The 24,805-nt window shown below is 63.9% G+C and carries 19 protein-coding genes and 2 pseudogenes; 12 read left to right on the top strand and 9 right to left on the bottom strand.

All coding sequences use genetic code 11. From position 1 onward, the window contains the following. The first annotated feature begins 3 nt into the window (after positions 1-3). The 11 genes and pseudogenes from tssL (at position 4) to yacG (ending at position 12,889) form a co-directional block, all read left to right on the top strand. Positions 4-1,209 carry a type VI secretion system protein TssL, long form gene (tssL, locus tag PW947_RS22615; protein ID WP_299634645.1) on the top strand — a complete coding sequence of 402 codons (1,206 nt, stop codon included), beginning with the start codon at positions 4-6 and terminating at the stop codon, positions 1,207-1,209. After that, a complete protein-coding gene (tssM, locus tag PW947_RS22610) occupies positions 1,206-4,136 on the top strand; it encodes a type VI secretion system membrane subunit TssM (protein WP_299634644.1) in 2,931 nt (976 codons plus the stop codon). The genes tssL and tssM overlap by 4 nt, the downstream gene beginning before the upstream one ends. Positions 4,137-4,156: 20 nt before the next feature. Next, positions 4,157-4,801, top strand: a complete 645-nt coding sequence (locus tag PW947_RS22605) for a type VI secretion IcmF C-terminal domain-containing protein (protein WP_299634643.1) — start codon at positions 4,157-4,159, stop codon at positions 4,799-4,801. A gap of 32 nt (positions 4,802-4,833) precedes the next feature. Further along, complete coding sequence (locus PW947_RS22600; RefSeq protein WP_299634642.1) at positions 4,834-5,829, top strand: FHA domain-containing protein; 996 nt, start codon at positions 4,834-4,836, stop codon at positions 5,827-5,829. Positions 5,830-5,934: 105 nt separating this feature from the next. After that, positions 5,935-7,240 (top strand): annotated as a pseudogene (locus PW947_RS22595) (HlyC/CorC family transporter). Between the two features lie 153 nt (positions 7,241-7,393). Then, the gene (locus PW947_RS22590) at positions 7,394-8,737 is read left to right on the top strand and encodes an ATPase, T2SS/T4P/T4SS family (protein WP_299634641.1); all 1,344 of its coding nucleotides are present in this window, start codon (positions 7,394-7,396) and stop codon (positions 8,735-8,737) included. After that, positions 8,734-9,993: a type II secretion system F family protein gene (locus tag PW947_RS22585; RefSeq protein WP_299634640.1), complete on the top strand. Its 1,260-nt coding sequence runs from the start codon at positions 8,734-8,736 to the stop codon at positions 9,991-9,993. Before PW947_RS22590 ends, PW947_RS22585 begins: the two co-directional genes overlap by 4 nt. Positions 9,994-10,021: 28 nt before the next feature. Then, positions 10,022-11,017, top strand: coding sequence for an A24 family peptidase (locus PW947_RS22580; RefSeq protein WP_299634639.1), 996 nt, complete (start codon positions 10,022-10,024; stop codon positions 11,015-11,017). Between the two features lie 3 nt (positions 11,018-11,020). Further along, the gene (gene coaE, locus PW947_RS22575; RefSeq protein WP_299634638.1) at positions 11,021-11,623 is read left to right on the top strand and encodes a dephospho-CoA kinase; all 603 of its coding nucleotides are present in this window, start codon (positions 11,021-11,023) and stop codon (positions 11,621-11,623) included. A gap of 181 nt (positions 11,624-11,804) precedes the next feature. Beyond that, positions 11,805-12,560: a cell division protein ZapD gene (gene zapD, locus PW947_RS22570; protein ID WP_299634637.1), complete on the top strand. Its 756-nt coding sequence runs from the start codon at positions 11,805-11,807 to the stop codon at positions 12,558-12,560. A gap of 131 nt (positions 12,561-12,691) precedes the next feature. Continuing rightward, the gene (yacG, locus tag PW947_RS22565) at positions 12,692-12,889 is read left to right on the top strand and encodes a DNA gyrase inhibitor YacG (protein WP_299635963.1); all 198 of its coding nucleotides are present in this window, start codon (positions 12,692-12,694) and stop codon (positions 12,887-12,889) included. A gap of 109 nt (positions 12,890-12,998) precedes the next feature. On the opposite strand, the gene PW947_RS22560 is transcribed toward yacG, so the two are convergent. The 4 genes and pseudogenes from PW947_RS22560 to secA form a co-directional block, all read right to left on the bottom strand. Further along, positions 12,999-13,436, bottom strand: a complete 438-nt coding sequence (locus tag PW947_RS22560; protein WP_299634636.1) for an NUDIX domain-containing protein — start codon at positions 13,434-13,436, stop codon at positions 12,999-13,001. Beyond that, positions 13,433-14,302: an ATP-binding protein gene (locus tag PW947_RS22555; RefSeq protein ID WP_299634635.1), complete on the bottom strand. Its 870-nt coding sequence runs from the start codon at positions 14,300-14,302 to the stop codon at positions 13,433-13,435. The genes PW947_RS22560 and PW947_RS22555 overlap by 4 nt, the downstream gene beginning before the upstream one ends. Before the next feature lie 30 nt (positions 14,303-14,332). Further along, on the bottom strand, positions 14,333-15,574 hold the full coding sequence (gene argJ, locus PW947_RS22550) for a bifunctional glutamate N-acetyltransferase/amino-acid acetyltransferase ArgJ (protein WP_299634634.1): 1,242 nt from the start codon (positions 15,572-15,574) through the stop codon (positions 14,333-14,335). 151 nt (positions 15,575-15,725) lie between these two features. Then, positions 15,726-18,538 (bottom strand): annotated as a pseudogene (gene secA, locus PW947_RS22545) (preprotein translocase subunit SecA). 293 nt (positions 18,539-18,831) lie between these two features. Here secA and PW947_RS22540 point away from each other — a divergent pair. Further along, positions 18,832-19,362: a DciA family protein gene (locus PW947_RS22540; protein WP_299634633.1), complete on the top strand. Its 531-nt coding sequence runs from the start codon at positions 18,832-18,834 to the stop codon at positions 19,360-19,362. A gap of 101 nt (positions 19,363-19,463) precedes the next feature. Here PW947_RS22540 and lpxC read toward each other — a convergent pair whose 3' ends face one another. The 5 genes from lpxC to PW947_RS22515 form a co-directional block, all read right to left on the bottom strand. Further along, complete coding sequence (gene lpxC, locus PW947_RS22535; RefSeq protein ID WP_299634632.1) at positions 19,464-20,381, bottom strand: UDP-3-O-acyl-N-acetylglucosamine deacetylase; 918 nt, start codon at positions 20,379-20,381, stop codon at positions 19,464-19,466. Positions 20,382-20,665: 284 nt separating this feature from the next. Further along, complete coding sequence (locus PW947_RS22530; protein ID WP_299634631.1) at positions 20,666-21,169, bottom strand: peroxiredoxin; 504 nt, start codon at positions 21,167-21,169, stop codon at positions 20,666-20,668. 254 nt (positions 21,170-21,423) lie between these two features. Continuing rightward, positions 21,424-22,623 carry a cell division protein FtsZ gene (gene ftsZ, locus PW947_RS22525; RefSeq protein ID WP_299634630.1) on the bottom strand — a complete coding sequence of 400 codons (1,200 nt, stop codon included), beginning with the start codon at positions 22,621-22,623 and terminating at the stop codon, positions 21,424-21,426. A 160-nt stretch (positions 22,624-22,783) separates the two neighbouring features. Then, positions 22,784-24,016, bottom strand: coding sequence for a cell division protein FtsA (gene ftsA / locus PW947_RS22520; RefSeq protein ID WP_299634629.1), 1,233 nt, complete (start codon positions 24,014-24,016; stop codon positions 22,784-22,786). Between the two features lie 27 nt (positions 24,017-24,043). Further along, on the bottom strand, positions 24,044-24,796 hold the full coding sequence (locus tag PW947_RS22515) for a cell division protein FtsQ/DivIB (RefSeq protein ID WP_299634628.1): 753 nt from the start codon (positions 24,794-24,796) through the stop codon (positions 24,044-24,046). Positions 24,797-24,805 lie beyond the last annotated feature (9 nt).

Genomic DNA, 24,805 nt, shown 5'->3' with positions numbered 1-24,805 from the left:
CGCATGACGCTCGCCCCAAGCCCGCAACCGGCTACCGTCAACGCGCTCGTGATCGCCGCGCAACCGCTGCTCGATATGCTGGCGCAGATCCGCCTCGGCTTGCAGGCGGCGCCGGCGCGGATGCGCGAATATCTGATCGACGAAATACGGCGCTTTCAGACTCGCGCGCAACACGCGGCGATCCCCGTCGAAACCATCGTCGGTGCGCGCTATTGCCTGTGCACCGCGCTCGACGAAGCGGCGGCGCTCACGCCGTGGGGCGGCGGCGGTGCGTGGTCGGCACATAGTTTGCTGGTCGCGTTTCACAAGGAAACGTGGGGCGGCGAAAAATTCTTTCAGCTGCTCGCGCGACTGTCGGCGCGGCCTCGCGAGCATCGTCATCTGATCGAGCTTCAGTACTACTGTCTCGCGCTGGGTTTTCAGGGGCGCTACCGCGTGATGCAGAACGGCACGGCGCAACTCGACACGCTGACGCGACGGCTCCATGCGCTGCTGCACGGAATCGGCAACGGCTACCCGCGCGCGCTGTCGCCGCACTGGCAGGCCGCCGATCGTACGCATGCGCTGCCGGTGCGTCTCCGGTTGACCGCGTGGGCGTGGCTGCCGGGCGCGGGATTGATCGGATGCGTCAGCTTTATCGGCTTTCTGCTGGCGTCGAACAACGCGGCGGACCGCACCGCGAACGCAATCAACGCAATCCGTCTGCCGGACATCGCCGTGCGCAATCCGCTGCCGCCCGCGTCGGATCTCGCGCGTCGGCTCGATGCGGACATCGCCGACGACGCGCTGTCCGTGCATGACGACAACGGTCGCAGCGTGATCTCGATCCGTGGCGACGGGCTGTTCGCGTCCGGCTCGGCGGTCGCGAACAACGCGCTCGTGCCGATGTTGTCGCGCGTGGCGCAGGCACTCGAACGGATCGACGGCAGCGTCGTCGTCACCGGTCATACGGACGATCAACCCATCCATACGCCGCTGTTCGCGTCGAACCTCGCGCTGTCGGAAGCGCGCGCGGCCACGGTCAGACGACAACTGCTGTCGTCGGGCCTCAGCCGCGCGGAACGCGTGACGATCGCGGGGCGCGGCGACCAGCAACCCGTCGATACCAACACCACCGCCGAAGGCCGCGCACACAACCGGCGCGTCGAGATCGTCGTGTTGCCGCCGCCCGGAAGCGACGAACGTCACGCGGAACCGGACAGCCGATGAACGCGCTCAAACGCCTGTTGCGTCTGCTCGTCTCGCGCATGGTGTGGCGTGCGCTCGGCGTCGTGCTCGGTGTTGTGCTGGTGGTCGCGCTAATCTGGTGGATCGGGCCGCTGCTGGCAATCGGGGAAATGCGGCCGATCGAAAGTGTGGCGTCCCGCTGTGTGCTGATCGGCGTCGTGTTGTCGGTCTGGGTGCTGCGGGCGCTTCGGCGCGCGCATCGGCGCGGCGTGTTCGCGGGTTGGCGTGTGGGCAACGCATCATCGGTCGGCGCACCTGGCGCGCCCGACCCCGAACTCGAACGGCTCGAAGCACTTCGCGCGCGGTTTCGCGATGCGCTCGCGGTACTGCATCGACCGCCGCACCGCACCGGCCGTCTCGCAGCATTGCGCGATGCCCTCACCGGCCGGTCGAGCGATAACCTGCCGTGGTATCTCGTCGTCGGCAGTCGAGGCGCAGGGAAAACGGCGGCGCTCGTCAATAGCGGTCTCGCGCTACCTATTGCCGATCAGGCCGCGCGCGCCGCCAGCGGCCGCGTCGAGCCAACCACGCAATGCGAATGGTGGTTCTGCGACGACGCCGTGCTGATCGATACGCCAGGCGATCTCCTCGACGCAGCCGGTCACGCCGAATGGCGCGAATTGCTGACGCTGCTCAAAAAGCACCGGCCGCGACAGCCGGTCAACGGCGTGCTGCTGACCGTGCCCATCCACACCTTGCTCGCGCTCGACGAAGCCGGATGCAAGGCCTACGCGACGCGGCTTCGTCAGCCTTTGCAGGCGCTGCAAGCCACGCTCGACGTTCGGGTTCCGGTGTATCTGTGCTTTACGCAGATGGATCGCATCGGTGGGTTTTGCGACTATTTTTCGAGCCTGAATCGCGATGAGCGCGCGCAGGTCTGGGGCACCACGTTCGAAGCGAACGATGCAGCCGTCACGGAATCGGCAAGCCAGGCATTCGACGCGTTGCGCCGCCGTCTCGACGAAGGACTATCCGACGTGCTGCTGAGCGAACCCGACGTGACGCGACGCGCGCGGGCGTTTCTGTTCCCACAACAGTTCGCGAGCGTGCGTCAGGCGCACGACGACTTCTGTGCCGCGCTGTTCTGCGCGTCGCCGCTCGACGTCGAGTTGCATGCACGCGGTATCTATTTCACGAGCGCTCAACAAGGCGCTCCGGAAATCGACCGGGTCTTGGCGCCAATCCACGACCGCTTGCGGATCGAAGAGACTGCCGTACCCACCCGCGCGAACGTTGGCCATGCGTCCCGTCACGGTTTCTTTCTGACGCGCCTGCTCCACGACGCACTGTTTGCCGACGCGGGCTTTGCAGGCGTCAGCCGCGCGGTACGGCGGCAGCGCCGCGTGCAGGTCGCGGCCGTGATTGTCACGGCGCTGATGATGGCGACGCTGCTCGCCGGATGGACCATTAGCTACTCGAACAATCGCGCCTATCTCGACGAGGTAAATGCCCATGTCGTCGCGCTCGGCCGTTTGACCGGTGCGGCCGCCCAGCAGCCCGTCGCCGATCTGCCGTCGTTGACGGCGATTCTCGACGGCTTGCGCGGGTTGCCCGACAGCGCACGCTTCGATGTCGCCGCGCCGCCGTGGAGCAGTTACCGGATGGGCCTGTATCAGGGCGACCGGATCGACGCCGCGAGCCAGGCGGTCTACCGTCGCGCGCTCGACGAAAAGCTGTTGCCGCTCGCCGCCGCCCGGATCGAGACGCTGCTGGCCAACGCGCCCGCCGCCGATGCTGAATATTCTTACGACGCGTTGAAGGCCTACCTGATGCTGTACACGCCCGCGCATTACGACGCGGCCTTTCTCGCCGCCTGGCTGATTCTCGACGCCGAAGCCGCGTTGCCGTCCGGTATGCCGCAAGACGAACGTGCGCGCGTCGAAGCTCATCTCACGCGCCTGTTCGAATCGCGCAATGTGACCGCGCCGTTTCCGATGAATGCAACGCTGGTCGAACGGGTGCGAGGGCAGCTTGCGCAGTCGTCGGTGGCGCAACGCGCGTATCGTCTGCTTCGTCGTGAACTGCTGCGCTCGATGCGCGACGATCCGGTGACGCTCGCGGGTGCAGGCGGCCCGCAGGCGGCGCTCGTCCTGACACGCAAAAGCGGCCGGCCGCTGACCGAAGGTGTCGCGCCGCTCTATACGTATCGCGGCTACTGGGACGTGTTTTCAACCCAGGTAGACGGCGTGACCGCACGATTGCGTCGCGACGATCCGTGGGTGCTCGGCATCGCGGCGACACCGGAGCGCGAGCAGAACCCACTCGCCGTCGAAGTCAGGCGTGCGTATTTCAACGATTACATCGACGTATGGGACGCCTATCTCGACGACGTGACCCTGGTGGCGAGCACGTCGATCACGCAAAGCACGCAGATTGCGCGCACGCTGTCCGCGCCTGACTCGCCGCTCAGACAGTTCCTGCAGGTTGCATCGAACGAGACGAGCCTGGTGCGCAAACCCGAGGCCACGGTCCGTCAGGTCGCCGAGCCGTTGCAGCGGAAAGTCGGCGAAGCGCGCGAGGCGTTGGTCGCGATGTTCGGTCGTGCGGCACCGGTCGCCGTGCCCGCTGAAGACAGCCATCCTGAAGCGATGGTCGATCGGCATTTCGATGCGTTGCACCGGCTGGTCGGCGGCGACGCGGGCAACACGCCGCTCGACGGCACGCTACGCACCATCGACGCGCTTTACGGCTATCTGACGTCGGCGAACGCGGCGCTCGCAAGCGGCACCCCGCCGCCGCAAACCGACGTGTTCGACAAACTGCAAGCCGACGCCGGCCGTCTACCGCTGCCGTTGCGCACGCTGTTCGGCGCGTTGGGGCAGACCGGCGCCGGGCAACTCAGCGGGGCGATGCGCCAGAACGTGCGCAGCAGGCGCAGGGTGGCATCGGCGGCACGTGCAGGCACCTGATCGCCGGGCGCTATCCGTTCGTGCGCGCATCGACGCGCGACGTCGCCCTCGACGATTTCTCGCGTTTGTTCGCCTCGGGCGGTTTGATGGACAGCTTCTTCAAATCGAATCTCGCGGCGCAAACCGACGTCGGCAAAGGCCGCTGGGTCTTCCGACGCGACGCGTCGTCCGGCGTGTCCAGCGCATCCGGTTCATCCGGTTCACGTGACGGCGGCGCACGTTTGCTCGGATCGTTTCAGAACGCCGAAGCGATCCGCTCGGTCTATTTCGCCGGAAACGCGCCGTCACCTTCGCTGGAAGTCGAACTGACGCCGCTCGACGTCGATGCCGGCATCCTGCAATACACGCTGGACGTGGACGGTCAGACGCTGCGCTACGCGCACGGACCGCCTATTCCAACCCGAATCCGCTGGCCGGGCGCGCGCGGCACGAACCTCGTGGCCTTGCAGATTGCCACGTCACGCGGCACCGACACGCTGCAGACGCAAGGGCCGTGGGCGCTGCACCGCTTGCTCGACAAGGCGCGGATCACGCCGGGCGGCGCGCCGGAAAGCATGATCGCGAGCTTCGATTTCAACGGGCAAAAGCTGGCGTTGCGCGTCACCGCCAGCAGCAGCGACAACCCTTTCCAGCTTGCACAGATGAGCGCGTTTTCATGTCCGTGATCCGCGCGGACTCTTCGCTGAAAATTCCAAACATGTTCTTATCCAATCTGAAACTGAGCGCGATTGCATGCCACGGCCGTGCGCATCCTGACGGCACGAACGCGACGTTCGACGCGCGCGGTGGGACCATCGGGCGTTCGGCGGACAGCACATTGACGTTGCCTGACGACGATGCAATCGACGAGCGGCACGCGGCGGTTCGCGCGTCCGCCGACGGCTGGCAGTTCGTCACGCTCAGCGCGACCACACGCGTCGCCGTCAACGGACGGGTAATCGCGGCGGGCGAGCAGACCCGCCTGCAATCCGGCGACGTCGTGATGATCGGCGCATACGTGTTGCTGGCGGCATCCGGCGAACCGGCAACGGCGCAGACGGCACCTGAAACGTCGCACGCGTCGCCGTGGGATTTCTCGGTGCGCGCGCCGCTAGACCTGACCGACGCTTCCCGCGCATGGCCGGAACGGCCGAGCGCCGATACGCCGGAACCGTTTCCGTCGATGTCGGCGGCATTCGCGCCATCCAATGATCCGTTGGACCCGACCGGCGCGACGACCGGTCTCGACGACCTGCTCGACACGCCGGTCGATCCGCTGGCGTTGTTCGGCGCGCCGCGACAGCCGTGGTCACATGCGGACGGCCTGGATGACGCGGCACTATTCGACGATCTGCCGTCCATCGCAATCGATGCGCCGGTGCCACCGCAACCGCGACCTCAACCGCCCACAGCGTTTGCGCCGCCGTCGCTGGACTTCGGCCGCGCCTCGATCATCACCGAACCCGCGATGCAATGCGTCGTGCGGGTCGGCGTGCCGCAGTACGGCGGATTGCGCAACGTCAAAGCTGCGCCCGCTCAAACCCAACCGGACGTCACCAACCACGATCCAGCGCTCGCACGGCTTGCACACGCGTTCCTCGACGGCGCGGGCGTCGCCGCCGACGCCCCTGCGCAGGCGGGCGTCACCGTCGAATTCATGCACGCGCTCGGCACGTTCACGCGCGCCCTGCGCCAGTCACGAGAATCGTCATGAGACCCGTCATAAGGCTGGCCATGAACCTCTGCGTGATCCGCCCGGCGAGGTGTCACCGGCCCCTCTGTTATATTTCCCCCATCCTTTCCCCTTACTTCGCGACGCGTGGACCACATTCCCTTATGGGCGCAAATTAGCGCCGTTTGTCTACTGATCATCTGCTCCGGATTTTTCTCTATCTCCGAAACGGCAATGATGGCGCTCAACCGCCACCGGTTGAAACATCTCGCCAGTCAGGGCGCACTCGGCGCCAAGACGACCCAGCTTCTGTTGACCCACACCGATCGGCTGCTCAGCGTGATCCTGATCGGGAACAATCTGCTGAACACCATCATTCCGGTACTGACGACGTCGATTGCGCTGCACACGTTCGGGCAGAACAATATGGTGCTGTCGATTTCGACCGGGATCGTCGCGTTTCTGATCATCGTGTTCGCGGAAATCACGCCGAAAATCGTCGGTGCAACGTTCCCGGAAAAGATCGCACTGCCCGCCAGTCTGCTGATCGCGCCGATGATGCGCGTCGCGCGGCCGCTGGTGTGGTTCGTCAACCTGTTCGCAAACGGCACGCTGCGTCTGCTGCATATCAACACCAAGGGCGGCCGCGACCAGCGTTTGTCCACGGAAGAATTGCGCAGCATCGTGCTCGAGTCCGGCAGCTTCATGCCGACCAAACACCGCAGCATTCTGTTGAACCTGTTCGATCTGGAAAACATCTCCGTCGACGACGTGATGATTCCGCGCCGCCGCATCGAGGCGCTGGATTTCGACGCGCCGTTCGATCAGATCCTGCATCAGCTGGAAACCTGCTATCACAACAAGCTGATCGTTTATCAAGGGCGACATCGACCGTGTGCTCGGCGTGCTGCACGTGCGCAAGACGCTCTCGGCGCTGCATAACCAGGAACTGGAGCGGGAGACGTTGCGCGGACTGCTCGCAGAACCCTACTTCGTGCCGACCGGCACGCCGGTGTTCCAGCAGCTTCAGTATTTCCAGGAAAGCCGTCATCGAACCGCGCTGGTCGTCAACGAATACGGCGAACTCCAGGGCCTCGTGACGCCGGAAGACATCATCGAAGAACTGATCGGCGAATTCACCACATCGATTCCGCGCGGCGCCAATACGCGCGGCGGCTGGAACGACGCGGGCGAATGCATCGTCGCGGGCAGCATGCCGTTGCGCGAACTGAATCGCTGGCTGCAACTGCAGTTGCCCACCGACGGCCCGAAAACCCTGAACGGGTTGATCCTCGAAATTCTCGAAGAGATTCCGGAAGGCGACGTGTGCGTGCAGATCGGCGGCGTCAAGCTGGAAGTGATGCGCAGCGACGATCAGGCGATCCGCACGGTCAAGATCTTCAAGCCGCGTGCGAAGGGCGCGACGAAACTCACGAAGGCGCTGAGCGGCTGAACGCCGGGACGCGGGACTACCGGGCCATCCATCGGCAATCCGGAACCGCGAGCCCGGCATTCGACGTAGACCGTTTGGCTGAATGGTGCGCACCGCCGCGCTGCCGGATGATGAAGCCGTCATGTTCTACAGGCGGCTTCCGGCCGGTCTTCGATGCAGTCTTCCAGTACGTCCAACTCTCCGTCCGGCGAGCGCGCATCGCCGCGTCCCATTGCGTCGCCGGATGCAGATCCCGCGCCGCATCCGTTCGCCAGCGGCGCGCGTCGCGACGCGTTGTCCGCACCGTCGAACGCCAGCGCCGCGCATCCTGCGCCCGACTCTCGCGACGACAACACACCCGCCGTCAAACTGTTGACCGACACGCTGCGCGAAGCGTCGCGACGCAATGCATCCGACCTGCATATCGAACCCGCCGAACACGGCTGGCGCATGCGTTTGCGAATCGACGGCGTGCTGCATCAGATTGCGCAACCGCCTGCGCATTTGCGCGATGCGTTTATCACGCGCGTGAAGGTGCTCGCGCGCATGGACATTGCCGAGCGGCGCGTGCCGCAAGACGGACGGTTGCGGATCGCGAGCGCGCCGGGCCGCATCGAGGACTATCGCGTCAATTCGTTGCCCACGCTGTTCGGCGAGAAACTCGTGCTGCGCCGGCTCGACGCTTTGCCCACCGATCTGTCGCTCGACGCGCTCGGCCTCGATGCGCTGCAGCGCGCCACCGTCGATGCAGCGATCCGCGCGCCGCATGGACTCGTTCTCGTCACCGGACCGACGGGCAGCGGCAAAACCCTGTCGCTGTACTGCTTTTTGCAGATGCTGAACGGTGAGTCGCGCAATCTGTGCTCCGTCGAAGATCCAGCCGAAATCCAGCTCGAAGGCATCAATCAGGTCAGCGTGCGCGAGAAGGCGGGACTGACTTTCGCGGTCGCGCTTCGTGCGTTTCTCCGGCAAGACCCGGACGTGATCATGGTGGGCGAGATTCGCGACGAAGAGACCGCCGATGTCGCCGTCAAAGCGGCGCAAACCGGTCACCTGGTGTTGTCCACGCTGCACACCAACGACGCGCCCGCCGCCATCGCGCGGCTGCTCGATATCGGCGTCGAGCCGTACAACCTCGCGGCGGCATTGAGAATGGTGACGGCGCAACGGCTGGTGCGACGTTTATGCGTCGCGTGCCGGACGCCCGTGCAGGAAACGGCGGCGGCATTGCGCGCGGCCGGTTTCACCGACGATCGACTCGACGGCTGGCAGCCGTGGCGCGCGCCAGGCTGCGCCGCGTGTCATGGCATCGGCTTTCGGGGGCGGGTCGGGATTCACCAGGTGATGCCGGTGTCCGACGCGCTGCGCGAACTGATCGTTGCGAAAGCGGACACCCAGGCACTTGCGCGCGTCGCGCAGGCCGACGGCGTCGGCAGCTTGCGCGATGCGGCGCTTGCACGCGTGCGCGACGGCACCACCAGTCTCGCCGAAGCGCTCGACGCCACCGAGGTCGCATGATCGCCGCTGCTGCTACGGCCAGGTCACCTGCTGCGCGTCGCGATCTGCGCTTTGCATGGCGTGGCGTCGATGGCAACGGCACACCGCGTCGCGGCACGCTGATCGCCGCTGACGACGACACGGCGCGCGGCATGCTCGCGCGCGACGGGTCGCTGTTCGTCATCGAGATCAAGCCGCAAGGTCGTGCGCCAAAACCGAAAGCGCATGACGCCGACGTATCGGTTTTCACGCGCCAGCTCGCGAGTCTGTTGCGGGCAGGACTGCCGCTCGCGCCGTCGCTGGATATGCTCGCGCAGGCGTCGGAAGGCACCGCGCCATCGACCCGCGCGCCGCGCGGCATGTCGCGGATCGTCGCCGCCGTGTCGCGCGACATCACGGCAGGGCTGCGATTTTCCGCTGCGCTCGAACGTCATCCGGCGCAGTTCAACGCGCTGTATTGCCAGCTGGTCGCCGTGGGCGAAGCGTCGGGCGCACTCGCGGCGGTGCTCGAACGTGTCGCCGACGACCGGGAACGCGCGGCCCAGCAACGTGCAAAAGTGCGTGCCGCGCTCACCTATCCGGTCGCGATCCTGTTGCTCGCGCTGACGATTACCGCGGCTTTGCTGATCTGGGTCGTGCCGACGTTTCAGCAGATCTTCGATGGCTTCGGCGCGAAGTTGCCCGCGCCCACGCAATTCGTGATCGCGCTGTCAGGCGCCGCCGCGCGCTGGAGCGTGCCCGCTGTCGGCGCGGCGCTGACGACGGTGTTCGGCGTGTCGATGCTGTTGCGTCGCTCGGAAACGGCGCGCCTCCGGTTCGCGCGCGTGTCGCTCGCGTTGCCCGTCGCCGGCCCGTTGCTGAAAACCTTGTGTGCGGCGCGCTGGAGCCGCGCGCTCGGTACGCTGCTGTCCGCCGGCACGCCGCTCGCCGACGCGTTCGACTCCCTGACGCACGCCACCGGCAACGCGCTCTTCGATCGCGCGAGCGGCGATATCGCCGCGCGATTGCGGCGCGGCGAACGACTCGCGGCGGCAATGCGCGCGGTGCGCTGCTTTCCGCCCGACGTGGTCCAACCGGTAGCCGTCGCCGAAGAGTCGGGCACGCTCGATACGATGCTGATCGATATTGCGTCGCTAGGCGACCGCCAGGTCGACGACCGGATCGGCACGCTGTCGAGCCTGTGCGAGCCGCTGGTGATCGTCGTGCTCGGCGCACTGGTGGGCGGTCTCGTGGTGGCGATGTATCTTCCCATCATTCAGCTCGGTAACGTGGTGTAGCATCGCTGCCGACCCTACACTTCTTGCCATGTCTTCGATCCTCTCACCCGTGTCAGATCACTCGTTCAGCCTGCTCGCCAGCCATTCGGCAAGCGGTGTCGGCGCAAGCTTCGGCTTGCTGCCGGCAAGCATCCAGATTGCATTTGCCGCAGTGATCGGGCTGGTGATCGGCAGCTTCCTGAACGTCGTCGTGCATCGCGTGCCGATCATGCTCGAACGCGCATGGCGCGAAGAAGTGCATGACGCGCTAACCGTTGCCGACGACGAAACGAACGACGGCGCAAGCCTCGATACGCACATCAGCGGCAACCACGTCGCGCCGCCCGTTCACGACGACGGCCTGCCGCGACGCTACAACCTGTGGGTGCCGCGCAGCGCATGCCCGCATTGCGGCCACACCCTGCGCACGTGGGAAAACATTCCGGTGCTCAGCTATGTGCTGCTGCGCGGTCGGTGCTCGGCGTGCAAGACGCGCGTCAGCGCACGATATCCGTTACTCGAAATCGCCAGCGCCGCATGTGCGGTCGGCTCGCTGATCGCATTCGGACCCGGACTCGCCGCGCTCGCCGCGTTCGGTTTGTGCGCAGCGTTGCTGGCGATGAGCGCCATCGACATCGACACGCATCTGTTGCCTGACTCGATCACGTTGCCGCTGCTGTGGGCCGGGCTGATCGTCAACTTCAACGGCATGTTCGCGAGTCTGCACACGGCCGTCGCGGGCGCGATCGCGGGCTATCTGGTGTTGTGGGCCGTGCACTGGGTGTTCAAACTGGTACGCGGTGTCGAAGGCATGGGTTACGGCGACTTCAAACTGCTGGCGGCGCTCGGTGCATGGCTCGGCTGGACAGCGTTGCCGCAGATCGTGTTGCTCGCTGCCGTGTCGGGCGCGGTGGTCGGACTGGCGGCCACGTGGCGCGGCCGGATGCGCTTCGAAGAACCGTTGCCGTTCGGTCCGTTCCTCGCGGCCGGTGGCGCGATCACGCTGTTTCTCGGCACGCCGCTGTTCGCGGTTTTGGGAGGCTGACGCATGTTTGCAGTCGGATTGACGGGTGGAATCGGCAGCGGTAAATCGACGGTCGCCGATCTGTTCGCGGTGCACGGCGTGCCGATCGTCGATACGGATCTGATCGCGCATCGGATCACGGCGCCGCACGGAATTGCGATGGCGCCAATCGAACGCGAATTCGGCGCGGCGTTCGTCGCGCCCGACGGCTCGCTCGACCGCGCACAGATGCGTTCGCTGGTATTCAGCGACGACAGCGCGCGTCATCGCCTCGAAGCCATTACGCATCCGCTGATTCGCGCGGAAACGGAGCGGGAACGCGCCGACGCGCAAGGCGCTTACGTGATCGTCGTGGTGCCGTTGCTGGTCGAATCGGGAAGCTGGAAAACGCGCGTGAACCGGGTGCTGACGGTCGATTGCAGCGTCGATACGCAGGTCGCGCGGGTGATGCAGCGCAACGGGTTTTCGCGCGAACAGGTGCTGGCGATCATGGCGCGGCAAGCCACGCGCGAGGCCCGTCTTGCCGCCGCCGACGACATCATCGTGAACGAAAACGCACCGCTCGACGCGCTCACCGCGCAGGTCGAAAAGCAGCATCGCGCTTATCTTTCACTGGCCGCTGCGTGAGGCTCGCGCAGAACCCATTCGCTGCCAACGTGGGATCGTTAGCAAAGCTTGCTCCCGAACCCGCGTGCGGCGCGGAAAATATTGCGCGGCTACGTTGGAAAAGTGTGCGATTGCTAGGGTAGTCGCGCAGCATTAGAATGTCCTGCAATCCCGTCACCGACCACGCCCGAGGCGAGCCCGCTTGATTCTTTACGAGTATCCGTTCAACGAGCGAATCCGGACGCTGCTGCGCCTCGAAGATCTGTTCGAGCGCTTCACGTTCTTTCTCACTCAGGAAGACGCCAGGGAACATCACGTCGCGCTGACGACGCTGTTTGAAATCTCTGAAGTCGCCGGTCGCGCAGATCTGAAGTCGGATCTGATGAAGGAGCTTGAGCGCCAGCGCCAAACGCTCGCGCCGTTTCGCGGCAACCCGGGCATCGAGCAGAATGCGCTCGAAGCGGTCCTCGGTGAAATCGAGCAGACGCTCGCAGGGCTTACGCAGATGCAAGGCAAGACGGGCCAGCATCTGACCGATAACGAATGGCTCGCCAGCATCCGCAGTCGCGCGATCATTCCCGGCGGCACCTGCAAGTTCGATCTGCCCTCGTATTACGCATGGCAGCAACTGCATCCGGATCAGCGTCGTCAGGACATCGCGAAGTGGGTCACCCCGCTGTTGCCGTTGCGCGATGCCGCGACCATCGTATTGCGGCTCGCACGCGAATCCGGTCAGGCGTCGAAGGTCATGGCAATGCAAGGCAGCTATCAGCAGATGCTGTCGGGTCGCTCGTATCAGTTGATGCAGGTGCGCGTATCGCCGGAGTTGCGCGTGATCCCGGAGGCGAGCGCGAACAAGTACATGCTGTGGGTACGATTCACGGTGCAGGACGGCGATCTGCGCCCGCGTGCGGTCGATGTGGATGTGCCGTTCCAGCTGACGCTCTGCAGCCTGTAGCCGGGCGAGATAAGCGGGACCGATATCGCGCCGGCGCCGGTTCAAAAGCAGGCGGCGCAGAAATGCGTGAAAATGCGCAAACCGCCCATACATTCGAAACTCGTTCCGTTTCCGATAACTGCCTGACCCGTATGCCTTCTGTCGTCAAATGCCCGACTTGCGGCAAGGATGTCCGCTGGACACCCGAGAGCCGCTTCCGTCCGTTCTGTTCCGATCGCTGCAAACAGATCGATCTCGGCGCCTGGGCCGCCGAAAAGTACAAGATCGGCGGCACCGATGAAGAGGCGCCGTCCGACGAATCGCCGAGCGGCGATTACAACCCGCATTAACCGCAATCGCGTCGTTCGCGAAAACGACGCCGAATGTGACAACGCCGTGGCGTGCTTCTGCGCGTCACGGCGTTTTTCGTTGAATCTGCTTCGTGCAAACTGCTCGCGCTTATTTCTCCGCGAGCCACTCCAGCACGGGGATGGTCGCGGGCAGCAACGGCGCGACGTCCGCCGGCAGCGACTGCCACGCGAACGCCTGACCTTCGCGACCGTGCGGCTCACCGTTCCAGCGCGTCACCTTGCAGAAATACAGGCGCACATACGCATGCGGATAGTCGTGTTCGAGAACACGCCACCGCTCACTGGTGACCACGTCGATGCCTAATTCCTCGTGCAGTTCCCGCGCGAGCGCCGCCTCGACGGTTTCGCCGGGTTCCAGTTTTCCGCCCGGAAATTCCCAATAACCCTCATACGGTTTGCCAGCCGGACGCTGCGCCAGCAGGTAGCGGCCTTCGGGCTGGACCATCACGCCCACGGCCACTTCCGTCACCGGACGGCCCGTCGTGTTGACGGCGGGGTTGCCCGCTACATCGACAGCGTCGGTCATGCCTGTGCCTTGCGGCCCGAGCGGTCGCGGGCGAATTGCCACGCAACGCGGCCGGAACGCGAACCGCGCTCCAGCGCCCACACCAGCGCATCGCCGCGCGCGGCTTCGACGTCGGCGTCGTCGCAACCGAAGTGCTTCAGCCAGTGGCCGACGATCGTCAGGTAATCGTCCTGCTTGAACGGATAGAAGCTGACCCAGAGGCCGAACCGTTCCGACAGCGAGATCTTTTCTTCGACGACTTCGCCCGGATGAATCTCACCGTCCGACGTGTGCTTGTAGGTCTCGTTGTCGCTCATGTACTCCGGCAGCAAATGGCGGCGATTCGACGTCGCGTAGATCACCACGTTGTCGGATTGCGCGGCCACCGAGCCGTCGAGCGCCACTTTGAGCGCCTTGTAGCCCGACTCGCCGTCCTCGAACGACAGGTCGTCGCAAAACACGACAAACCGCTCCGGACGCTGCGAGATCAGATCGACGATATCGCCGAGATCGTGAAGGTCGTCTTTGTCCACTTCGATCAGACGCAAGCCGTCTTTCGAATACGCGTTCAGGCAGGCCTTGATCAGCGACGACTTGCCGGTGCCACGCGCGCCCGTTAGCAGCACGTTGTTCGCGGGCTGGCGGTTCACGAACTGCTTCGTGTTCTGCTCGATCAGACCCTTCTGGCGGTCGATGTTTTGCAGATCGTCGAGCGAAATATCGGAAATGGCCGCGACCGGTTGCAGAAAACCGCGGCCCTGACGCGTGCGCCAGCGGAATGCGACGGCCGACGACCAGTCGACGTCCGGCGTGGCGGGCGGAAGCATGCCTTCGAGACGGCCGAGCAGTGCTTCGGCGCGCGTCAGAAACTGTTCGAGTTTGTCCATGAGCTCAAAAGCTTAAGAAAGAGTGACGAATCAGGAGCGGTAATCGGCGTTGATGCTGACGTAATCGTGCGACAGGTCGCAGGTCCAGATGGTCGCCTGCGCGTCGCCGCGCCCGAGCACCACCCGAATGCCGATCTCGGCTTTCTTCATCACGCGCTGGCCGTCTTCTTCGCGATAGTCGGGGTTGCGGCCGCCCTTGGTGGCCACCAGCACGTCGTCGAGATACAGATCGATCTTGCCGACGTCGAGATCGGTCACGCCCGCGTAGCCGATCGCGGCGAGAATCCGGCCGAGGTTCGGGTCCGATGCGTAGAACGCGGTCTTGACCAGCGGCGAATGGCCGATTGCATAGGCAATCTGGCGGCATTCGGCGACGTTCGCACCGCCTTCGACGGCCACCGTCATGAACTTGGTCGCGCCTTCGCCGTCGCGCACGATCAATTGCGCGAGCGTCTGCGCGACGTCGGTAACGGCATCGCGCAAGGCGGCATAGGCGGCGGAATCCGTGGACGTCACCGCCGGCAGGCTCGACTTGCCCGACGCGATCAGGATGAAGGAATCGTTGGTGGACGTGTCGCCGTCGATCGTGATGCAGTTGAACGAGCGGTCGGCCACGTGCTTGACCAGCGCGTCGAGCACCGGCTGCGACACCGCCGCGTCGAACGCGAGGAAACCGAGCATCGTCGCCATGTTCGGCTTGATCATGCCGGCGCCCTTGCTGATGCCCGTCATCGTCACCGTATGGCCGTCGATCGTCACCTGACGCGAGGTCGCCTTCGGCAACGTGTCGGTGGTCATGATGGCTTGCGCGGCGTCGAACCACGCGGCTTCCTTGCGGTTCGCGAGCGCGGCAGGCAGACCGGCCTTCAGACGATCGACCGGCAACGGTTCCAGAATCACGCCCGTCGAAAACGGCAGCACCTGTTGCGGCGTGATGTCGGCGAGACGCGCGAGTTCGTCGCAGGTTTCACGCGTGTGCGCGAGGCCCGATGCGCCGGTGCCCGCGTTCGCGTTCCCCGTGTTGATGACCAGCGCGCGAATGCCCTTGCCGCCGTGCTTCACCTGCTCCAGGTGCTCGCGGCACACCGTGACGGGCGCTGCGCAGAACCGGTTCGACGTGAACACGCCGGCCACCGTCGCGCCTTCTTCGACGGAAATGACCAGCAGGTCCTTGCGGTTCGGTTTGCGAATGTTCGCCTCGGCCCAGCCGAGCGTGACGCCGGCGACGGGATGGAGTTGAGCGGGATCGATCGAGGGGAAATTGACAGCCATGAGTGCGACCTGTCGAAGTTGAAAATGCCGGCGAGCGCCGGCATTGGTGGTCAGAAGAGGTGACGCCGACGAGCATCGGGCCACCGCGAAATCTAGCGGCAAAGCGACCGGTAAAACGACGCGGCGCGCTTCACGCGCGCCGCCTTCGCCATTACGCGATCTTGCCGTGGCACTGCTTGTACTTCTTGCCGCTGCCGCACGGGCACGGATCGTTGCGGCCGACCTTCGGCACGGCATCGCCGGCGAATTGCACCGCCGCTGCCGACGGCGCATGGTTCATCGCGTCGCCAACCAGTGCGGCCGTCGCGGCTTCCGCCGCAACCGGTGCAGCGGCGGCGGCTGCGGCCTCGGCGAATTCGGCATGGCGGAATTCGACGTTTTCCAGATGGCTGCCTTGCTCTTCGTACTCTTCGGCAGCCTGTTCGAGCTGCTCCGGTGACTGGATCTGCACGTTCATCACGATGCGCGTGACTTCGAGCTTCACCGCGTCGAGCATGGCTGCGAACAGTTCGAACGCTTCGCGCTTGTATTCCTGCTTCGGGTTTTTCTGCGCATAGCCGCGCAGATGGATACCCTGGCGCAGGTGATCGAGCGCGGCGAGGTGTTCGCGCCAGCTACGGTCGAGCGTCTGAAGCATGATGGAGCGCTCGAAACCGCTGAACGATTCGCGACCCACCTGCTCGACCTTCGACTCGTACGCTTCGTCCCCGGCGGCCGTGACGGCTTCGAGGATTTCGTCCGAGCTGATCGAGTTCGACTCGTTGATCATTTCCTGGATGGCGAGGTCGAGCTGCCAGTCGTTGCGCAGCGCTTCTTCGAGTTCAGGCACGTCCCACTGTTCTTCGATGCTGCCCGCCGCGACGAACTGATGCACGATGTCGGCGATCACGCCATGACGCATCGCGCCGATGGTTTCCGTGATGTCGTTCGCTTCGAGCAATTCGTTGCGCTGCTGGTAGATCACCTTGCGCTGATCGTTCGACACGTCGTCGTATTCGAGCAATTGCTTGCGAACGTCGAAGTTACGCGCTTCGACCTTGCGCTGCGCCGATTCGATCGAACGCGTGACGATGCCCGCTTCGATCGCCTCGCCCTCCGGCATCTTCAGACGATCCATGATGGCGCGAACGCGATCGCCGGCAAAAATGCGCAGCAGCGGATCTTCCAGCGACAGATAGAAACGCGACGAGCCCGGATCGCCCTGACGGCCCGCACGGCCGCGCAACTGGTTGTCGATCCGGCGCGATTCGTGGCGTTCCGTGCCGATGATGTGCAGGCCGCCCGCGGCCTTCACCTGATCGTGCAGCGTTTGCCATTCGTCGTGCAGCTTCTGGATACGGCGTTGTTTTTCGTCGGCGGGGATCAGCTCGTCCGCATCGATAAACGCAGCCTGCTTTTCCGCATTGCCGCCGAGCACGATGTCGGTACCGCGACCGGCCATGTTGGTGGCGATCGTCACGCGCTTCGGACGGCCCGCTTCCGCGACGATTTCCGCTTCACGCGCGTGCTGCTTCGCGTTGAGCACTTCGTGCGGCAAACCGGCCTGCTTCAGCAGATGCGACAGCAATTCCGAGTTTTCGATGGACGTGGTGCCCACCAGAACCGGCTGACCACGCTCGTAGCAGTCGTGGATATCGCGAATGACCGCGTCGTAACGCTCTTTCGCGGTCTTGTAGATCTGGTCCTGCTTGTCGATCCGCTTCGGCACACGGTTGGTCGGAATCACGACCGTTTCGAGGCCGTAGATTTCGTTGAATTCGTATGCTTCGGTGTCCGCCGTGCCGGTCATGCCGGACAGCTTCGCGTACATCCGGAAGTAGTTCTGGAACGTGATCGAAGCGAGCGTCTGATTCTCGCTCTGGATCTTCACGTGTTCCTTCGCTTCGACGGCCTGATGCAGCCCGTCCGACCAGCGACGACCGGACATCAGACGGCCGGTGAATTCGTCGACAATCACCACTTCGCCGTTCTGGACGACGTAGTGCTGGTCTTTGTAGAACAGCGTGTGTCCGCGCAGCGCGGCGTACACGTGGTGCATCAGCGTGATGTTTTGCGGCGCGTACAGGCTTTCGCCTTCACCGATCAGGCCCCACTCGGCGAGCAGACGCTCGGCCTTTTCGTGGCCCGATTCCGTCAGGAAAACCTGACGGCCTTTTCGTCCAGCGTGTAGTCGCCCGGCTTTTCGACGCCGGTGCCGTCCGCTTTCTCTTCGCCGATCTGGCGTTCGAGCAGCGGCGGCAGCGCGTTCATGCGCACGTAGAGTTCGGTGTGATCTTCGGCCTGGCCGGAGATGATCAGCGGCGTACGCGCTTCGTCGATCAGGATCGAGTCGACTTCGTCGACGACCGCGAAATTCAGCGAGCGTTGCACCCGTGCGTCGGTCTCATAGACCATGTTGTCGCGCAGGTAGTCGAAGCCGAATTCGTTGTTGGTGCCGTACGTGATATCCGACGCGTAGGCTTCCTGCTTCATGCCGTGATCCATCTGCGAGAGATTGATACCGACCGACAGACCGAGGAAGTTGTACAGACGCGCCATCCATTCGGCGTCGCGCTGTGCGAGGTAGTCGTTGACCGTGACGACGTGGACGCCGCGACCCGACAACGCATTCAGATAGACCGGCAGCGTGGCGACGAGCGTCTTGCCTTCGCCGGTGCGCATTTCGGCGATCTTGCCGTAATGCAGCACCATCCCGCCAATCAGCTGCACGTCGAAGTGACGCATTTTCAGCACGCGCTTGCTCGCCTCCCGGCAGACCGCGAAGGCCTCCGGCAGCAGCTTGTCGAGCGCTTCGCCGCTAGCGACGCGCTGGCGGAATTCACCCGTTTTCGCGCGCAGTTGGTCATCCGTCAATTGCTCGATCTGCGGTTCGAGCGCATTGATCGCCATGACGGTCTTTTGATATTGCTTGACTAGCCGTTGGTTACGGCTGCCAAAAATCTTCTGTAGAAAACCGGTGGTCATCGGATCGGTGTCTGCGTCGCGCGCTTCGGCTGGTTCACGGCATGCGAGACTCCACATGCAGGCCCGGTGACGGAAGTGCCTCGGCGGCTTAGTCCAAGAGTGAATTCGAATCGGGGATTTTAGCACGCGCCCCCGGCCGCGCCTGTGTCAGAGGCGAGACTGGGCGGTACTGCATCCGGCGTCGCGATTTTCGCCGCAAACCCGCGCCGCCAAAGCCGGCGACGGGCGCAACGCACGCGGTACAATCGGCTCGTGAGCGGGCATCCTGCGCGCTCGCGTCGACAACACATCACATGAGCCGCTTTTCGTCGTTTTCAAGGTCCGGTTCGGGGCCCCAGTCGTCGTCGAACAGCCGGCAATCGAGGCCGTTCAACAAGTCGTACGACACGCGTCGCCCGCAACCCGTCGCCGAAGTGCTTAATCGCACCGATGCGTATGCGGCACTGCGCGCGGGCGTCGAGCAGATCGCCGCGCTCGAAGCCGATCTCAAGCAATTGCTCCCCGATTATCTGGCAACCAGTGTCGAGCCGGGCTTTATCAAGGACGGCGTGCTGGCGCTGTTCGCCGGTCATAACGCGCTGGCCGCACGCCTGCGACAAATTGAACCGCGTCTGCTGTCCGAATTGCAGCAACGCGGCTGGCCGGTGACGTCGCTGCGCATTCGCGTGCGCCCGCAAGCAGTGAAAGAGCCGCCGCCCATCAAGCAGGCACGGATGACGGCAGCGGGTGCGGGCGCGTTGCAGGCGCTGAGCGAGTCGCTGGCGCCGTCGCCGCTGCGGGAAGCGCTCGCTAAAATGGCCGCGCGTCATCTGCGAAAACGCTGAGATTTCACCGCGCGCGGGGCTTATCTTCGCGCCAACGCAGGACGAAAAAAAACGGCCCGTACGGGCCGTTTTTTCATTGACTGCAAATTCGTTGCCGCAGATCACGCAAAGGCAGTTTGCGCTTCGTAACCAAAACCGCGCGGCGCTTTTTCCTTATCCTCGAACGTGACGATTTCGTACGCGTCTTCATGCTTCAGCAACTCGCGCAGCAGCATGTTGTTCAGGCCGTGACCCGACTTGTACGCGTCATACGCGGCCAGCAACGGATGACCGACCACGTAAAGATCGCCGATTGCGTCGAGCATCTTGTGCTTCACGAATTCGTCGTCGTAACGCAGGCCGTCGTTGTTCAGGATGCGGTATTCGTCGAGCACGATCGCGTTGTCCATGCTGCCGCCGCGCGCCAGACCCAGCTCACGCATCATCTCGACTTCATGCGCAAAACCGAACGTGCGTGCACGTGCGATTTCGCGAACGTACGACGTGGTGCCGAGATCCACTTCCAGCGCCTGACCGGTTTTATCGACGGCCGGATGACGGAAATCGATCGTGAATTTCAGCTTGAAACCGAAATACGGTTCGAGACGCGCGAATTTATCGCCGTCGCGGATTTCGACCGGCTTCGTGACCTTGATGAATTTCTTTGCCGCGTTCTGTTCTTCGATGCCCGCCGACTGAATCAGGAACACGAAAGACGCCGCGCTGCCGTCCATGATGGGAATTTCTTCGGCAGTTACATCGACATACAGATTATCGATGCCGAGACCGGCGCAGGCGGACATCAGATGCTCGATGGTCGACACACGCGCGCCGTCTTTCTGCAACACGGAAGCAAGACGCGTATCGCCGATCGCCATCACCGACGCGGGAATATCGACGGGCGTGGCCAGATCCACCCGCGAAAACACGATGCCGGTGTTCGGGCCAGCCGGACGGAGCGTCAGGTCGACCTTGCGACCCGAGTGCAAGCCGATACCAACCGTCTTGACGATCTGTTTGATTGTGCGCTGCTTCAACATGGTGGTCTTCTTTCGATTGAAAATCCCTATTGGGATTTTTTATTCCATAGCGCGAATTATACTCCATCCGCACAAACGCGTCGTGGCGCGGAACGTATCAATCTGTTTCGCTGCATTACGCTTCTGTGAAAAAACGCAAGGCGTGACGGGCCGACGGCCGGAATGGAGGCGTTTCCGGTCATCGGCCCGCGTAAGGGCCAGTCAGGTTGGCGTTTTCAGCCCGGTGGAGACTGTCGCTGCAGCGCAACAAAACAGTCACCGACGGCCTGAGCCCGCGGTCGAAACTAGCTCAACGTCGCGAGGATACTTGCAGCATCGCTCACTTCGAATTTGCCTGGCGCCTCGATGTGCAGCGTCTTGACCACGCCGTCGTCGATCACCATCGCGTACCGCTGGGAACGGATTCCCATGCCGCGCGCGGACAAATCCTGCTCGAGACCGAGTGCCCGGGTGAACGCTGCGCTGCCGTCCGCCATCATGCGCACCTTGCCCGAGGCGTGCTGATCGCGTCCCCACGCGCCCATTACGAACGCGTCGTTGACGGATACGCACCAGATTTCGTCGATACCGGCCGCGTGCAACGCGTCGGCGGCTTCGACATAACCCGGAACGTGTCTGGCTGAGCAGGTCGGCGTGAAGGCGCCGGGCAATCCGAAGATCACCACGCGCTTACCCGCCGTCTGCTCGCGCACGTCGAAGCTGTTAGGCCCGATCGTGCAACCCGCGCGCTGCTCGTCGACGAACTCGAAGAGCGTCGCGTCGGGCAGCGTGTCACCCACCTGAATCATGCTCGATCCTTTGCATCGATGCAGTTCGTTTCCGCACGCCGTCGTGCGCAGAGAAAACCGTCGCTATCCGCCAGGATCGCGCCATACGGCCCGATTTTCGGCAACAGTCGCCCGATCCGCTTCGCGAATACGAAGAGGGCAGCTGTCCTTGCCGCGTTTCTCGCGAAACGCAGCGCTTCGGTTCGATCCGCCACGCTCGTGCGCTTCGCTGCCGGCGCGCAAATCGCGTGCCGCAGCGCAAGTCCGCCTGCGTGTCAGTCGGCCTGCTTGCGCAGGAACGCCGGAATATCGTACGTGTCGACGCCCTTTTCCTGCAGCGCCTGCACATGCGAAGCCGCCGTGTCGCGCGACGTGCGCCACACTGCCGGCGTATCCAGCGCGCCGTAATCCGCCGCGCTTGCGTGGTGTTGCTGCGGCGCGTACGCGTGCTGCATCGTGCCGACCGGCTGGTTGTCCGTACCGGTGCGCAGCAGCGTCATCGGCGCGGCTTGCTGCTTCTTCGCCGCACGGCCGAGACCCGTCGCCACGACGGTCACGCGTAGTGCATCGCCCATCGCGTCGTCGTACACGGCACCGAAGATCACCGTCGCGTCTTCCGCGGCGTAGCTCTTGATGGTGTTCATGACTTCACGCGTTTCCGACAGACGCAGCGAACGGCTCGACGTGATGTTGACCAGCACGCCACGTGCGCCCGACAGATCCACACCTTCCAGCAGCGGGCTGGCGACAGCCTGCTCGGCGGCCAGACGCGCGCGATCGACGCCGGCAACCGTCGCCGTGCCCATCATCGCCTTGCCCTGCTCGCCCATCACCGTCTTGACGTCTTCGAAGTCGACGTTGACCAGACCGTCGACGTTGATGATTTCAGCGATGCCTGCGACTGCGTTGTTCAGAACGTCATCGGCGCACTGGAAGCATTTGTCCATCTCGGCGTCATCGCCCATCACCTCGAACAGCTTGTCGTTCAGAACGACGATCAGCGAGTCGACGTGATCCTCCAGTTGCTGCGAACCGGCTTCAGCGACGCGCATGCGCTTGCCGCCTTCGAACTCGAACGGCTTGCTGACCACACCGACGGTCAGAATTCCCATTTCCTTGGCGATCTTCGCCACGACCGGGGCTGCGCCCGTGCCGGTGCCGCCGCCCATACCTGCGGTGATGAACACCATGTGTGCGCCGCGCAGTGCGTCCGCGATGCGTTCACGGGCTTCTTCCGCTGCCGCCTGGCCCATCTCCGGCTTGGCGCCCGCGCCGAGACCGGTATTGCCGAGCTGGATCACAGCGGTTGCGCGCGAGCGCGACAGCGCCTGCGCATCCGTGTTCATTACGATGAAGTCGACGCCTTGCACGCCGCGGTTGATCATGTGCTGCACAGCATTGCCGCCAGCGCCGCCGACGCCAACCACCTTGATGATGGTGCCGTTGGTTTCGGTTTCCAGCATCTGGAATTCCATTGTTGCCTCCGTCAAGAAAAAAAGTAGTGCACGCGGCCGTTATTCGGCAGGAGATCGGGCAACCTCCTGTCGCGCGCCAGCCGCCGGCACCGACGCGAATTTTTATAACCGTTCAAACACAAACTCGAACAACATCAGACGCAAACTCAAAAGCTGGAACTCAGAAATTGCCGAGGAACCAGTCTTTCATCCGGGTCAGAACCTGCCCCATCGACCCGGACTGCACGGCAACCTTGCGCCCGCGCATGCGCTGCGAGCGTCCTTCAACCAGCAGGCCCATCGCAGTCGAGTAGCGCGGGTTGCGCACCACATCGGCCAGACCGCCCGCATATTCCGGCACGCCGATTCGCACCGGCTTCAGGAAAATGTCTTCGCCGAGTTCGACCATGCCGAGCATCATCGACGCGCCGCCGGTCAGCACGACGCCGGAGCTGAGCAATTCTTCGTAACCCGACTCGCGCACCACCTGCTGCACCAGCGAGAACAGTTCTTCGACGCGCGGTTCGACCACCGCCGCCAGCGCCTGGCGCGACAGCGTGCGCGGACCGCGCTCGCCGAGACCCGGTACTTCGATCATTTCGTCCGGATCGGCCAGTGCCTGTTTGGCGATGCCGTAATCCACCTTGATGTCTTCCGCGTCCGGCGTCGGCGTGCGCAGCGCCATCGCGATGTCGCTGGTGATCTGGTCGCCGGCGATCGGAATCACCGCCGTATGACGGATCGCGCCTTCGCTGAAAATCGCGATGTCCGTCGTGCCGCCGCCGATATCCACCAGCACTACGCCGAGTTCTTTTTCGTCTTCCGTCAGCACCGCCAGCGACGACGCCAGCGGTTGCAGGATCAGGTCGTTCACCTCGAGGCCGCACCGGCGCACGCACTTGACGATGTTCTGCGCCGCGCTGACCGCGCCCGTCACGATATGCACCTTCACTTCGAGACGGATGCCGCTCATGCCGATCGGCTCGCGCACGTCTTCCTGCCCGTCGATGATGAATTCCTGGGTCAGGATGTGCAGCACCTGCTGATCGGTCGGGATGTTGATCGCCTTCGCCGTCTCGATCACACGCGCCACATCGGCCTGCGTGACTTCCTTTTCCTTGATCGCCACCATCCCGCTCGAATTGAAGCTGCGGATATGGCTACCGGCGATACCGGTGAATACGTTAGTGATCTTGCAATCGGCCATCAGTTCCGCTTCTTCGAGCGCGCGCTGAATAGACTGCACGGTGGCCTCGATGTTCACCACCACGCCTTTTTTGAGCCCCTTCGATTCGCTCTGGCCGAGGCCGATCACTTCGTAGTGACCTTCGCCCTTCAGTTCGGCGACGATGGCCACCACCTTCGACGTCCCAATGTCGAGAGCGACCAGCAGATCTTTATAGTCTTTACTCATAGCGTGCTCATTGCGTGTGATGTCCCATTACTTCTTGCCCTTGTCGGGTTCGGCGATGAAGCGCATGTTTGCCGCGCGAATCGCAAACCCGTTCGGATAGCGCAAGTCCGCATACTCGATGTCGTTCCCCCAACGTTGCGTCACCGCCGACCACGCCGCCGTCAAACGGCGGCTACGGTCCATCAATGTGTCCTGATTGCGTTCCCGCCCAAGCTCCACCTGCATTCCGTTCGACAGCTTCACCGTCCACGCATAACGCGGCGACAACGTCACCTCGTCCGGTGTCGCGCCGATCGGAGCGAACCACTTCCTGAAATCGCGATACCGCGCGACCACTTCTTTCGCCGTGCCGTCGGGACCGTCGAACGCCGGCAGATCGTCGTCGAGCTCGCCCTGATTCGCGGTGAACAGTTCGCCGTCCACGCTCACCAGCTGATTGCTGCCCCACGTTCCCAACGGTTTGTACTCGTCGAGCGTGACAACCAGCGCGTTGGGCCACACGCGACGCACGCTGGCGTGACGCACCCACGGCATCTGCTCGAACGCCTGACGCGCGACATCGAGATCGACGGTGAAGAAGTTGCCCTTCAGCCGTCCGACCACGCCCGCACGCACGGTCGGCGTGTTGATGTGATCCGTGTCGCCGTCGATCCGGATTTCGCGCAACGCGAAATTCGGCCGCTGGATCAGCCAGTAACCGCCCGCCGCCACCAGCACGAGCACCAGCAACGCGTGCAACGCGTTGGTGGCGAGATTGAGCTGGCGAACGTTGTTCCACATGACGGAGCT

The organism is Paraburkholderia sp. (genome assembly GCF_028283785.1).
Classification (GTDB): Bacteria; Pseudomonadota; Gammaproteobacteria; order Burkholderiales; family Burkholderiaceae; genus Paraburkholderia.
Note: the sequence above shows the minus strand (reverse complement) of the source record. Positions and strands in the feature narration are given on the sequence as shown.